This window comes from Xanthomonas sp. CFBP 7698 (assembly GCF_003600855.1).
GTDB classification, from domain to species: domain Bacteria; phylum Pseudomonadota; class Gammaproteobacteria; order Xanthomonadales; family Xanthomonadaceae; genus Xanthomonas; species Xanthomonas cannabis.
The window spans coordinates 286756-298483 of record NZ_PRDN01000004.1; the positions used below are offsets into that span (position 1 = coordinate 286756).

General features: G+C 59.8%; 13 protein-coding genes and 2 pseudogenes. 6 read left to right on the forward strand and 9 right to left on the reverse strand.

The window, feature by feature from the left end:
* Positions 1 to 121: 121 nt before the first annotated feature.
* The 3 genes and pseudogenes from XnspCFBP7698_RS17060 to XnspCFBP7698_RS17070 all read left to right on the forward strand — a co-directional run bounded on the left by XnspCFBP7698_RS17060 (position 122) and on the right by XnspCFBP7698_RS17070 (position 1819).
* Positions 122 to 1192 (forward strand): virulence RhuM family protein, encoded by a 1071-nt coding sequence (locus tag XnspCFBP7698_RS17060; RefSeq protein ID WP_104581551.1) that lies wholly within the window; start codon positions 122 to 124, stop codon positions 1190 to 1192.
* A gap of 28 nt (positions 1193 to 1220) precedes the next feature.
* Positions 1221 to 1511, forward strand: a pseudogene (locus XnspCFBP7698_RS21910) (type II toxin-antitoxin system RelE/ParE family toxin).
* A gap of 17 nt (positions 1512 to 1528) precedes the next feature.
* Positions 1529 to 1819 carry a HigA family addiction module antitoxin gene (locus tag XnspCFBP7698_RS17070; protein WP_104581552.1) on the forward strand — a complete coding sequence of 97 codons (291 nt, stop codon included), beginning with the start codon at positions 1529 to 1531 and terminating at the stop codon, positions 1817 to 1819.
* 118 nt (positions 1820 to 1937) lie between these two features.
* Here XnspCFBP7698_RS17070 and XnspCFBP7698_RS17075 read toward each other — a convergent pair whose 3' ends face one another.
* On the reverse strand, positions 1938 to 2681 hold the full coding sequence (locus XnspCFBP7698_RS17075) for an SDR family oxidoreductase (RefSeq protein ID WP_104581553.1): 744 nt from the start codon (positions 2679 to 2681) through the stop codon (positions 1938 to 1940).
* 218 nt (positions 2682 to 2899) lie between these two features.
* On the opposite strand from XnspCFBP7698_RS17075, the pseudogene XnspCFBP7698_RS17080 reads away from it, so the two are divergent.
* A pseudogene (locus tag XnspCFBP7698_RS17080) lies at positions 2900 to 3722 on the forward strand (AraC family transcriptional regulator).
* A 218-nt stretch (positions 3723 to 3940) separates the two neighbouring features.
* On the opposite strand, the gene XnspCFBP7698_RS17085 reads toward XnspCFBP7698_RS17080, so the two are convergent.
* The 4 genes from XnspCFBP7698_RS17085 to XnspCFBP7698_RS17105 form a co-directional block, all read right to left on the reverse strand.
* A complete protein-coding gene (locus XnspCFBP7698_RS17085) occupies positions 3941 to 4246 on the reverse strand; it encodes a type II toxin-antitoxin system RelE/ParE family toxin (protein WP_184368317.1) in 306 nt (101 codons plus the stop codon).
* On the reverse strand, positions 4246 to 4500 hold the full coding sequence (locus XnspCFBP7698_RS17090; protein WP_047696333.1) for an antitoxin: 255 nt from the start codon (positions 4498 to 4500) through the stop codon (positions 4246 to 4248). Before XnspCFBP7698_RS17090 ends, XnspCFBP7698_RS17085 begins: the two co-directional genes overlap by 1 nt.
* 589 nt (positions 4501 to 5089) lie before the next feature.
* Positions 5090 to 5422 carry a hypothetical protein gene (locus XnspCFBP7698_RS17100; protein ID WP_104581555.1) on the reverse strand — a complete coding sequence of 111 codons (333 nt, stop codon included), beginning with the start codon at positions 5420 to 5422 and terminating at the stop codon, positions 5090 to 5092.
* A 237-nt stretch (positions 5423 to 5659) separates the two neighbouring features.
* The gene (locus XnspCFBP7698_RS17105) at positions 5660 to 6403 is read right to left on the reverse strand and encodes an SDR family oxidoreductase (protein ID WP_104581556.1); all 744 of its coding nucleotides are present in this window, start codon (positions 6401 to 6403) and stop codon (positions 5660 to 5662) included.
* A gap of 86 nt (positions 6404 to 6489) precedes the next feature.
* Here XnspCFBP7698_RS17105 and XnspCFBP7698_RS17110 point away from each other — a divergent pair, with 86 nt between their 5' ends.
* The gene (locus XnspCFBP7698_RS17110) at positions 6490 to 7077 is read left to right on the forward strand and encodes a TetR/AcrR family transcriptional regulator (protein ID WP_104581557.1); all 588 of its coding nucleotides are present in this window, start codon (positions 6490 to 6492) and stop codon (positions 7075 to 7077) included.
* Between the two features lie 131 nt (positions 7078 to 7208).
* Here XnspCFBP7698_RS17110 and XnspCFBP7698_RS17115 read toward each other — a convergent pair whose 3' ends face one another.
* A complete protein-coding gene (locus XnspCFBP7698_RS17115) occupies positions 7209 to 7541 on the reverse strand; it encodes a hypothetical protein (RefSeq protein ID WP_104581558.1) in 333 nt (110 codons plus the stop codon).
* 319 nt (positions 7542 to 7860) lie between these two features.
* Here XnspCFBP7698_RS17115 and XnspCFBP7698_RS21420 point away from each other — a divergent pair, with 319 nt between their 5' ends.
* Positions 7861 to 8625, forward strand: a complete 765-nt coding sequence (locus XnspCFBP7698_RS21420) for a hypothetical protein (RefSeq protein WP_146093279.1) — start codon at positions 7861 to 7863, stop codon at positions 8623 to 8625.
* Positions 8626 to 8884: 259 nt separating this feature from the next.
* Here XnspCFBP7698_RS21420 and XnspCFBP7698_RS17120 read toward each other — a convergent pair whose 3' ends face one another.
* The 3 genes from XnspCFBP7698_RS17120 to XnspCFBP7698_RS17130 form a co-directional block, all read right to left on the reverse strand.
* On the reverse strand, positions 8885 to 9217 hold the full coding sequence (locus XnspCFBP7698_RS17120; RefSeq protein WP_104581559.1) for a hypothetical protein: 333 nt from the start codon (positions 9215 to 9217) through the stop codon (positions 8885 to 8887).
* 242 nt (positions 9218 to 9459) lie between these two features.
* Positions 9460 to 10803: a hypothetical protein gene (locus XnspCFBP7698_RS21430; RefSeq protein WP_146093281.1), complete on the reverse strand. Its 1344-nt coding sequence runs from the start codon at positions 10801 to 10803 to the stop codon at positions 9460 to 9462.
* Between the two features lie 661 nt (positions 10804 to 11464).
* A partial coding sequence (locus tag XnspCFBP7698_RS17130) for a transposase (RefSeq protein WP_147423609.1) occupies positions 11465 to 11728 on the reverse strand: 264 nt, incomplete at its 5' end.

Consider the following 11728-nt stretch of genomic DNA (forward strand, 5'->3'; position numbering starts at 1 on the left):
GATGGCAGCAAGACTTACGGCAGAACAGCACGTTCGCCTATCACCGTCATCGGGCGTGCCCGGATAACCTCGTGGGTGAAGAAGGTCTGGCCGTGTGGTACCGCCAGCCTGGGAGGCATCAATGCCGAAGAAGCATGAAATCTCACTCGTCCGTTCGTCGGCGGCCGAATACCTGACCTTCGTGGCCGCAGCAGGCGAGGGCGGGGTGCAGGCGGCATACGCCGACGAGAACGTCTGGCTGACTCAGAAGATGTTGGCGCAGCTCTACGATGTCGAAACCCACACCATCAACTACCACCTGAAAAAGGTGTTCGCTGACAACGAATTGCAGCCAGATGCAGTTATTCGAAATTTTCGAATAACTGCCGCCGACGGCAAGAACTACGACACCAAGCACTACAACCTCGCGGCCATCATTGCCGTGGGCTACAAGGTCAATTCCGAGCGCGCGGTGCAGTTCCGCAAATGGGCCACCACCATCATCGAGTCCTTCACGATCAAGGGCTTCGCGATGGACGATGAGCGCCTGCAGAACGACGGTACGGTGCTGGGCAAACGCTACTTCGAAGAGCAGCTGCAACGTATCCGTGAGATCCGTCTCTCCGAGCGCAAGTTCTACCAGAAGATCACCGACATCTACGCCACCGCCCTTGATTACGACACAACGGCGCAGGCCACCCAACGTTTCTTCGCCACGGTGCAGAACAAGCTGCACTGGGCCATCCACGGGCACACCGCAGCGGAAGTCGTCTACCACCGCGCCGATGCCGGCAAGCAGCACATGGGCCTGACCACCTGGGTCGACGCGCCACGCGGGAAAATCCAGAAGTTCGATGTGACGGTCGCCAAGAACTACCTGACCACCGGCGAGATGGCGCAACTGCAACGTCTTGTTTCAGCCTATCTGGATCTGGCCGAGGACATGGCGCTGCGGCAGATTCCGATGACCATGCAGGATTGGGAAACACGTCTGAATCGTTTCATCGAAGCGACCGACCGGCAGGTGTTGCAGGACGCAGGGCGCGTCACTGCCGAGATCGCCAAAGCGCATGCGGAAAGCGAGTTCGAAAAGTACCGCATCGTGCAGGACCAGCATTTTCTGAGTGATTTCGATCGCGTCTTGCAGCAGCTTGACTCCGAAGACCGGCTTGACGCCATCGATGACGACCCGCGCGAGACGGATCTACCATGACGGCTTGCGTCATATGACGGGTTCCGTTATGGCCGCGCATGATCAGGAGCTTTACCGACAAGAAGCCGAAAAGATCTGGCTGGGTGAGCGTTCACTCCGGTTGCCGGCCGACATCCAGTAGGTCGCGCGCCGCAAGTTGCGCATGCTCAATGCCGCCGCGCACCTCGATGATCTGCGCATTCCGCCTGCCAACCGGTTGGAAGCGTTGAAGGGCGAGCGACGCGGGCAGTACAGCATCCGGATCAACGACCAATGGCGCATCTGCTTCCGATGGATGGAGGGCGATGTCGCCGAGGTCGAGCTCGTCGATTACCACTGAGCACAAGGCATCTGTCCATGACAGTCCTACCCAACATCCACCCCGGCGAAGTCCTGCTTGAGGAGTTCCTCGAGCCGATGGGCATCAGCCAGAACGCACTGGCGCGGGCCATCGATGTACCGCCGCGCCGCATCAACGAGATCGTCCTGGGCAAGCGCGGTATCACCGCAGACACCGCCGTGCGCCTGGCTGCAGCACTGGGCACCACTGAGCGCTTCTGGCTGGGCCTGCAAGCCGATGACGAACTGGAACAAGCGCATCGCGCGCTGGGCGATCTGCCGTCACGGATCAAGCGGCTGGCCGCTTGATCCGTGTAATAACGAGCGCGTGTGAGCCTACTGCGCGATGCGTCCTGCTTTGCGATCTTGAGCAAGCTCGAATGTCATACGCACTGCCGGCAACGGAGCACCTCGGTTCAACAAACGCTTAAACGTAATACCCGCCCGCCACCTCGATCGATTGGGCATTGATCCAGCGCGCCTCATCGGAGAGCAGCATCGCGATGACATCGGCCACGTCTTCGGGCTCTCCGACGCGGCCTAGCGCCGTTTGCGCGGCCAGCATCGCTTCGAAGTCCGGCGTCAGCCCGCCGCCGAGTTCGGTGCGGATGGCGCCTGGCGAGACCGCATTGACGCGGATGCCGCGCTCGCCGAACTCCTTGGCCATGTAGCGGCTGAGCACCTCCAGCCCGCCCTTGAACGCGGCATACGGCGCAACGTCGGCGAACGCCACGCGCGTGGTGGCGCTGGTGAGGTTGACGATGGAGGCACCGCGGCCCAGCAGCGGCAACAACGCCTGGGTGAGGAAGAACGGCCCCTTGAGGTGCACGTTGAACAAGCCGTCGAACTGTTCCTCATCGACGTTTTCGATCGGGTTGAACGTGCCATAGCCGGCGTTGTTCACCAGCCCGGCCAGGGTGTCCTGTTGCCAGACCGTGTGCAGCGTCTCCTGCACGGCCGACGCGAAGCCGGCAAAGCTGCGCGTGTGGCCCACATCCAGCGGTAATGCAACTGCCTTGCCGCCATCGGCCGCAATGCGTGCAACCACCGCTTCGGCCGCAAGCGGGCTCTGGTGATAGGTCAGGATGACGCCCATACCGCGGCGGGCACTGGCCAGGGCGGTGGCAGCACCGATGCCGCGGCTACCACCGGTGATGACTGCAATATTCATGGCGTTGCGCTCGTGTCTGAAGGTGTTCCCAGGTTAGGCAGCGCCGTGCCGCAGCGCCTGCCCGAAGCTGGCGCCGGCCTGCCTGATCCTGCTTTTGCGCTTGCCGGGTGCATCGCCGCGTAGTTTGATGGGCCATGAAATCGGCACTTATCGAGCTCAAGCGGCTCACCCGGCATGCCCAAAACCGCCGCACCGAAACCGGCATCCCGCGCGTGGCGATGGTGCAGGGCGAGGTGCCGGAGCACGCGCTGGCGGCAGTCTACGAGCCGATGATCAACCTGATCCTGCAGGGCGGTAAGTCGATGACGGTGGGCGACCGCACGCTGCAGTACGACCCGGCCAGCTACTTCGTCATGACCGTCGACCTTCCCGCCATTGGCAAGGTGCATGCCGCGGACGATGGGGCGCCCCAATCTTGCGGTGAGCCTCACGCTCGACCCGCAAACCATCGCCGCCCTGCTGCACGACCTGCCCGCGACGCAGGCGGCCATTCCTGCGGTAGGTGCCGACGCGTTGTCGTTTTCGGTCGCCAGCATGAGCGGCGAAATGCTGGATGCCTGGGTGCGGCTGCTGGGCCTCATGCAATGCCCCGCCGATATCCCGGCACTGGCGCCGGCCTACGAGCGCGAGATTCTGTACCGCGCATTGCAAGGCCCGCAGGGGGGCGTGTTGCGGGCCGTGGCCACGCCGGATTCCACGCTGGCACGGTTGCGCAAGGCAATCCACTGCATCCGCGCCAATTACGCCCAACCCCTGCGCATCGCCACGCTTGCCGGCCAGGCCGCCATGAGCGAGTCGGCGTTCCATCGCAACTTCAAGGCCGCCACCGCGCTCAGCCCGCTGCAATACCAGAAGCAACTGCGGCTGCTGCAGGCGCGCCACTTGCTCACCGCGCATGGCAAGAGCGTCACCACCACCGCCATGGACGTCGGCTATGAAAGCGCAACCCAGTTCAGCCGCGAATACGCACGCACCTTCGGCCTGCCGCCGTCCCAGGATGCGGCGCGCATCTTCGAAGCGTTGCGTGGGGTGGCGGTGTGACGCGTCTGCGCCAGCGTATCTCTGAGGCTATCGACGTGCGTTCAACGCGTCATTCAACTACCGCGTTGTCCCTAATCCAGGAACGCTACAGCGGCGCACGCCAGTCATTGCCGAGCGCAGCACATAGATCGAATCAAACGCCCACGTCAGCAAAAGAAGCCGAATTGTTGGCAGAGCAGGAGTATTGAAAGCCACACCATCGCGATGTGGAGTGTGAGCTACAACCTGCCGACTAGATGCACCATCAGATCCATACGCTCATGCAAGATCGCCACGATCAGCGCCGGAGCCTGCTCACGCGGCAGGCAAAAGACGTAATGATGCATGCAATGGGCCATCCGCAACGCAGGGTACAGCGCGCTGAGATCCTTGAAAGCGCCTTCCCCTGTGGCGAGACGGGCGATGCCTTGTTCCAGATCTGCAATGTACCTGCGAACCTGCGCTTGGCCCCAGCGTGTCGAGGTGTAGCGGATGATCCCGCGCAGATCGGCTTCGGCTGCGTCGGTGAGGACGTAGCCGTGCATCAACCGCGCCGGCCCTCGGCCAATTCCTCATCCAGAATGGTGTTGATGCTCTTGCTAGACACCTTGCCGGCTAGGCCTTCGGCGACGCGTTCCCCAAGCAGGGTTTTCAACTCCTGCCACGCCTGATCGGCGTTCACGTCGCCAGGGAACAGGCGTTCAAGCGCGTACTGCTTGATCGTCTTTCCCTGCAGAGCCGCCAGCGCCTTCAAACTCTGGTGCTGCTGGTCGCTCAGATCGATGGTCAAACGGCTCATGGCAAGCTCCGAAATCCGCACAAACCCACATTAGCACAGCCACTTTGGTCGGCCCGTTGATCGGTCTATAGCAGCGTTGGGGGTGCTGCCGCAGGCCATGTCAGCAGCGATTGAGAAATCTGACAGGCCGAGTTCGCAAGCCAACGCAGCGCCTGGTGCGGGCCAAAAAACCGCGAGGCCAGGCCTACGCCTGACCTCATCTGCCGTCTGGCAGGCCGGGCGGCTTACTTGCCCTTCTTTTCCTGCTTGGCCGCGCGCTTTTCTTTCAGCGTCTTGGTCGGCTCTTTTTTCTGGTTCTTCTTCTGGTCCATCCCCTTGCTCATGACACCCTCGTAGTTGCTGGATTGATCGGTCGGGCAGCGCCATGACCTGGCGTGCCTGCGCACTGTAAGGCTTGTGCGCGCTGGATGGCAGCAGATTCAGGCCGGCGGCGGGCGGAGCGGCAGGGCGGTTCCCCGCAAGGCGGGGCAGGGGCCTGCAGCCCATCGAAGCGGCCGGAAAAACCACGCTGCCAACGACCAAAACGCTCGCGTGCGCTCGTCCAGGTCCGCCCGCGGGCGTTGAGGGCATCCGGTGGCCAGCAGCAGCGTTACTTGGCCGGCACGCGCTGGTACTGCTCGCCACCGGTGTTGAGGTGGCCGTTGCTCTCGTCGATGGCGAAGTTCACTGTCTCGCCATCGTTGGTCACCTGCAGCGCCCCGTCCTTGTACACCGCCGGGTAGCTCGCGGTCTTGGGCTGGCGGCTGAAGAACTTCGGCGTGGTGCTGCGGACCATGAAGGTCTCGCCATTGCGCTCGATGTCCATGGTCTCTTCCTGCGTCTGCACGTTGACCCAGTGGCCAACGAACTGCTCGCCCTCCACCTTGGCGCAACCGCTCACCAGCAGTACCGCGGCCAGCGCGGTGCCCATCCACTTCATCATCGTGTGTTCTCCAGTTGAGGCTGCGGCGAGGATGGCGGGTGGGGGATGTAGGAAGAGTCAAGGCGTACTTGCCCGACATTCGAAGTCGAATGTCGTCGACAAGGTTGGGAGACTCAACCACCCCTTTCCCCGACGGCCACCGTCTCCTGCCACGTCCTGCGTCGCATCCATAGCACGTCGCGCAGGTTGTGCACGATGGCGAAGTTGTCGGCAACCGCCACGCTCCCACAGGCAGGACTAGATGGCCATGACCCCGCCATCAATGAACAGTTCGTGCCCCGCCATGAAACTGGACGCGTCCGAGGCAAGGAAAAGCACCGCTTCGGCAATCTCCTCTGCGTTACCGAGCCGGCCGAACGGGATCATCTGCTTGAACGCATCCTCAGCCCCTGCATTTGCTTCCAGGTAGGCCTGCATGGCAGGCGTGTGAACCATGCCGGGCGAAACCACATTCACCCGTATGCCGCGGCTCTTCAGGTCGGCCGTCCACGTGCGCGCAAAGGAGCGGATGGCTGCCTTCGTGGCGCTGTACACGGACAGTGCGCCGATCCCCTTGCTGCCAGCCACCGAGCCCGCCAGGATCACGGCGCCGCCAGTTGCCATCAGCGGCAGCGCCTTCTGCACGGTGAAGACCGTGCCCTTGACGTTGGTCGCCAGCAGGCGCTCCAGGTGCGCGACGTCGATTTCGCCAAGCGCCGCCGACTCGGAAACGCCCGCATTGGCGAAGACGACATCCAGCCGGCCGTGCTCCTGCTGGATGCGCGCATAGAGCCTGTCCATATCCTCTGGCACGCCAACATCGCCCTGCACGCCCACTGCGCCGCCACCGATCTCCGCCACGGCAGCGTCCAGCCGGTCCTGCCGTCGTCCCGTGATGTAGACCCGCGCGCCTTCCATCGAAAACGCCTTCGCCGTCACCAGTCCGATGCCGTCGGTGCCACCGGTGATCGCGACCACCTTGCCCTCGAATCGCTTGCCCATCTCGCGTCCTTTGTAAGTGGAGGTTTGCTCCACTTAGTATATGGAGGTAGCCTCCACTTACACAAGCCAGCCCGGGAATAGCCACGTTGACCGCCGACACCCCCTTGCGCGCCGATGCCCAGAGAAACCGCGAGCGCCTGCTCGCCGCAGCTGAGGAGGTGTTCCTGGAGCGCGGCGCCGAGGCGTCGATGGAAGATGTCGCAAAACGCGCCGGCGTGGGCATCGGCACGCTATATCGGCGCTTCCCCACACGCGAGTCATTGTTCGCCGCGGTCTACAGCGGGCGCTTCCTCTCGCTCGCCGCTGCCAGTCATGCCCGTGCCAGCACGCTCGATACGCTGGCCGCGTTACGCGCGTATCTCGAAGAGCTGGCGCAACACACCAGCGTCTACCGTGGGCTCGCCGCCTCGCTTGGCGAGGTGCTGCAGAGCGGCACGCCAGGGTGCGATGCCATCAGCACGGAGGGACAACGGCTGTTGCGGAGCGCGCAGAAGACCGGTGTCGTCCGGCGCGACGTCTCTTTCGACGATCTTGTCGTGGTCGCCACCGCCACCTCGCTGGCCACCGAGCAGCTCGGTTCGCCGAGAACCCGCATCGCGCACCTGATCGGGCTGTTCCTCGACGGCATCGCTACGCAAAGAACGGGTCCAGCATCGCTAAAGAAGTCAGCCTGATCCTCGCTACTCTGGCCAAGGCGAGCGCAATGCGGTGATCGCTTACGCGTGTATGCGCCATCCGCTGCAACTGCGGCGATGCCTGCGACCAAAATGACAAAGCCCGCAGTGCGGGCCTTACGGTGATGCGCTTATTTGGCCGGCACGCGCTGGTACTGCTCGCCGCCGGTGTTGAGGTGGCCGTTGCTCTCGTCGATGGCGAAGTTCACTGTCTCGCCATCGTTGGTCACCTGCAGCGCCCCGTCCTTGTACACCGCCGGGTAGCTCGCGGTCTTGGGCTGGCGGCTGAAGAACTTCGGCGTGGTGCTGCGGACCATGAAGGTCTCGCCATTGCGCTCGATGTCCATCGTCTCTTCCTGCGTCTGCACGTTGACCCAGTGGCCGACGAACTGCTCGCCCTCCACCTTGGCGCAACCGCTCACCAGCAGTGCCGCGGCCAGCGCGGTGCCCATCCACTTCATCATCGTGTGTTTCTCCAGTTGAGGCTGGAGCCGAGAATGGCGGGTGGGGGATGTACGGCGGGTCAAGAGCCAGGAATGCTCCCAGGGGAAAACCGCCGCCGTCTCGGATGCGTCATTGGGAACGACGCTCCGCCCGGTCTGATGACGGGTCAAACCCGATCTGACTTGCCAACCCTTCAGGGGCGAGCGGAAGCTAGCGGTGCCATCGCGAGCACGGTGACGTTCGCCAAGCCGTTGCAAAGACATCCTGTTGCGACCAAGCCCCGACGAAGAACAACCGTTGACCTCTCAACTACCGCCACATGAGTCGGGACAGTACAAAATGTCAAAGGAGTATTCCTTCAACGACACTCACGCTGCGCATTCATCGCCATCAGCCGGCTTGTCGCCAAGGCGGATAAGCTGGCCTCGCATCCTGCGTGTTTGTTTACTTTTTGCGCCGTTGCTCGCCATCGTGCTGTTGGCAAAGCCGATCACTTCCTCCATTGCACGATCTGCCGAACAACCAGCACCATCGTCGCCGCCTGCAGCTCTATCGAAGCAGGACGTGATCCTGATCTGGGCAGCAGTCGCTGACCAGCGGTATCCGGTCTATTCTCCCGCCTCAGAGTCTGACGAGCCCCTCGCACGTGCAAAGCGTAAACCGGTGGTGCTGCTCGATCGATCTACCCAAACTTGCGCCGCCGATACAGCGGGGCAAGTGTGCGACTCGAATCTGGATCAAAAGTTACTTTCATCCACTACTGCACACGCGTTCGTATCAGCACAGGCGCGACGGGCCCTATTGCTGGCAAATTCGGTTCCGGTGCAGGTACGGCTGCCCGAAAGCATCTATGTCCACGTGGCATCCACCGATCATGTCAACGCAGTGCTGACGGACATCAATTGGCCTGCGTTCTATAAAGCCTACCCAGGAACGGCCGGCTATCTACAACTCAGTGTGCCAGTCCCTGTCGATGGATCCCATGCGCTCGTATATGCCGAACAGCGTTGTCATGGACGGTGTGGCACCGGCATGCTCTATCTGCTCGCGCGCACCGAGAAAGGATGGAAGATCACCAAATGGCTTGAGCTATGGGTAAGCTGAGGTGGTCTTGAAGCAGCTGCCGAGATGGGTCTTTCAGATGCCACCGCCATGCCCCGGCGTGCCTGCGCACTGTACGGCTTGCGCGGGGTGGAATGGCAGCGGTAGCGCAAGGCCGGGCGACGGGCGGTGTGTCCGGCCCGGCGTCTGCGCAACGCAGCATGCGCCGGCAGCCCCCCGGCGTTGCCGGCTGGCCCACAAACGCAAACGCCCGCGTGCGACCGGCAAGGTCTGCACGCGGGCGCTGGCGACAGCGGCGGCCTTACTTGGCCGGTACGCGCTGGTATTGCTCGCCGCCGGTGTTGAGGTGGCCGTTGCTCGCGTCGATGGCGAAGTTCACCGTCTCGCCATCGTTGGTCACCTGCAGCGCCCCATCTTTGTAGACCGCCGGGTAGCTCTCGGTCTTGGGCTTGCGGCTGAAGAACTTCGGCGTGGTGCTGCGGACCATGAAGGTCTCGCCATTGCGCTCGATGTCCATGGTCTCTTCCTGCGTCTGCACGTTGACCCAGTGGCCAACGAACTGCTCGCCCTCCACCTTGGCGCAACCGCTCACCAGCAGTACCGCGGCCAGCGCGGTGCCCATCCACTTCATCATCGTGTGTTCTCCAGTTGAGGCTGGAGCCGAGAATGGCGGGTGGGGGATGTATGGGAGGTCAAGAATCCTTGCAACAGTGGTTCGAACGTAAGCATCGCTCGCAATGATTAAAAATTGACTCTATTTACGGTCAAGAAGGCCGAAGCTTGTTTGCAAGATGCGCAAAGAGAGGGCGTCAGCATCGAATAGCCTGGCGAGTGCCTTTTATAAGTCGTAGCTGTGTCTATCGTGCTTTAGGCACCTTAGCTCGCCTCATCGCTTGTTGGATGTTGAGCGGCGACCCCTCGCATTAGAATTGCATCCAGCCTTTCCGTTTGAAATTTTACGCTCTCGGGAGAGCTATAGCCCCGCTGAAGTAGAGATGTCATGATGAGGAGCATCCATGCTGTCCACTGACTCATGTCAGCAACATCACGGCTAGTAACGTGTTGATATGAGGCGCCATGAAGTGCACGACACCTCATGGCATAAAGTTTAGTAATTCTTCGCTTCAAACTCACGTACTCATCTGGTCGAAAGAAGTCCCCGCCACCGGCGACGAGCACCGTCGCCAACCCTGTTGAAACAGATCTAACTACTGATTCTTTCGTAGAGAAAAATGTTTCTACGCAACTCCAGTATTTGACAAATTGCATGACTGGTACAACGTCCCGCTGGGCATCCCAGAACCAGTACAACGCCTTCACCATAGCTTCTTCAAGTTCATTGCGTGAATCCATTTCTATAGCACGAATACCTCGTTCAAATAAACCTTGATCAAAAAGCTTTTCTTCAAAATCATTTAGTTTTAGCAGCTGACCGCTTGCAAAAACCATATGAACTGTTGCTTCCTCTGAATGCTCAGTCCAGGAGAAGTAAGTGGCCTTTCCAAGTGCTGTCTCAGATGAATATCTAATGCCGAAGCGGAAGCCTGTTGCCCCATTCTCATAGTTGGCGCCCACGAACACAGCTAGAAGACCCATAAGAAGTTCCGCCCTCGAGCGGAATCTGGCTTCTGCAACTTCTGAGGTTCCTGTGACCTGTCCAATGATCAGTGGGTCTTGTCCAAGGTTGGCTATTGACCTAGATACGAGGTTATCTTTTGAATTAGGAAGATGTTCTATGTCTACCGGAAGTCCGACTGCCCTTAAGCTCTCCATGGTTGGTGGGATGAGAGTGAAGTCTCCTAATTTGACAGGTTGATTGGCTTCTAAATGAATGCCATAGACGGATATGGCAAAGCTTCGTTTTATAACATCCGGCGCAATTTTTTCGCGTACCAACTGTACAAGCTCACTTCCATCGTCGGGTCTCTGGTCTTCAGACAGCAGAGACTCTATAACGCTCTTGGTTGCACGCCAGATGTCGCTATAGCTAGCATCTTGCCCTAGGATTTGCATCGAATGTATGTTTTTAACGATATCTTTGAACTCGCTAAACCCGGCTTCCGTGAACTCAAGAATTCTATGCCTAGATAATTGAATCATTCGAGCAAGCGCATCTCGTGAGTTTTCCGCTTCTTTGCTAAATTTAATTGGCCCTATCCCTTTATACATTCTTCCGAGAGAATGGTCGATTTTTCGCATGGCCTTATTATTGATTTTCATTTGATGCTCCATATTTTTATCCGGTGTCTCGCCGATTTGAGTGGCGGTCGATTTAAGTTCCGTTTCAGATGGTATTGATTTTCACAATGGGTTGGGTATAAGCGGACAGTGCCATGTCGTAGATTAATTTCTAGATTCGGTCTTGTTTATATTCGCGTCGCCAGCGCTCGGTCTTGGTTCAAGCCTCCCGTGTTGCTGGTAGCCAATGCTAGTTGAGGCCTTTCTAGCGTAATAGCCGTTAGACGATTCGAAATAGTCGTTCTGGTCAGGCGTAGCGAGTTGGATTAGCCCAAGAAAAACGCGGGGGCAACGCCGGGCTTGCAAACGAACTTAAGTTTTCGCTAGTCGCGCGGTTCCCGTGATGGAAAACCACCACTTGCGCGAGATAGAAATTGCATCGGTTTTCGATCTTAAGTTTACGAAAGAGTTGTTCACAGCCCCCCTAAGGAAGACGGTGTCAGGTTCATTTACGCATTTCCTTTGCACTTCGGAAACTGGCTGCAGCCTAGGAAGTTCTCGCTCGTGCGCCGGTTTCTTCTCTGTACTAGGGATGGTCTGATCAACGAGACCTGAGGATGAGCAACATGCGTTGCTCCGAGGAGTCGCGTCCGGATAGGCGGATTTACACCATTTCCGGCGCAGTCCGGAGGTCATCTCCGGATTACAGGCACACGCCTCCCGCAGTCGGCAGTAACTGCTTTCTCTTCATCCACAGGTTCGACAGCGCAAACAACGTCATCACCTGCGCGGTGTTCTTGGCCAAACCGCGATAGCGCACCTTAGTGTAGCCAAACTGCCGCTTGATCACCCGGAATGGATGCTCCACCTTCGCACGCACGCTGGCCTTGAACTGTTCCCAACGCTGCTCCCGAGCACGCTCGTGTTTGTTGCCGATGGCTTGGACTGTCGAAGGCCTGGCGGCGAT

Bases quoted from the DNA above. Each gene is read 5' to 3' on its own strand.
- XnspCFBP7698_RS21420 (WP_146093279.1), top strand. From the start codon at position 7,861: ATGTCAAAGGAGTATTCCTTCAACGACACTCACGCTGCGCATTCATCG.
- XnspCFBP7698_RS17070 (WP_104581552.1), top strand. From the start codon at position 1,529: ATGACAGTCCTACCCAACATCCACCCCGGCGAAGTCCTGCTTGAGGAG.
- XnspCFBP7698_RS17100 (WP_104581555.1), bottom strand. From the start codon at position 5,422: ATGATGAAGTGGATGGGCACCGCGCTGGCCGCGGTACTGCTGGTGAGC.
- XnspCFBP7698_RS17060 (WP_104581551.1), top strand. From the start codon at position 122: ATGCCGAAGAAGCATGAAATCTCACTCGTCCGTTCGTCGGCGGCCGAA.
- XnspCFBP7698_RS17085 (WP_184368317.1), bottom strand. From the start codon at position 4,246: ATGCACGGCTACGTCCTCACCGACGCAGCCGAAGCCGATCTGCGCGGG.
- XnspCFBP7698_RS17090 (WP_047696333.1), bottom strand. From the start codon at position 4,500: ATGAGCCGTTTGACCATCGATCTGAGCGACCAGCAGCACCAGAGTTTG.
- XnspCFBP7698_RS17105 (WP_104581556.1), bottom strand. From the start codon at position 6,403: ATGGGCAAGCGATTCGAGGGCAAGGTGGTCGCGATCACCGGTGGCACC.
- XnspCFBP7698_RS17075 (WP_104581553.1), bottom strand. From the start codon at position 2,681: ATGAATATTGCAGTCATCACCGGTGGTAGCCGCGGCATCGGTGCTGCC.
- XnspCFBP7698_RS21430 (WP_146093281.1), bottom strand. From the start codon at position 10,803: ATGAAAATCAATAATAAGGCCATGCGAAAAATCGACCATTCTCTCGGA.
- XnspCFBP7698_RS17115 (WP_104581558.1), bottom strand. From the start codon at position 7,541: ATGATGAAGTGGATGGGCACCGCGCTGGCCGCGGCACTGCTGGTGAGC.
- XnspCFBP7698_RS17120 (WP_104581559.1), bottom strand. From the start codon at position 9,217: ATGATGAAGTGGATGGGCACCGCGCTGGCCGCGGTACTGCTGGTGAGC.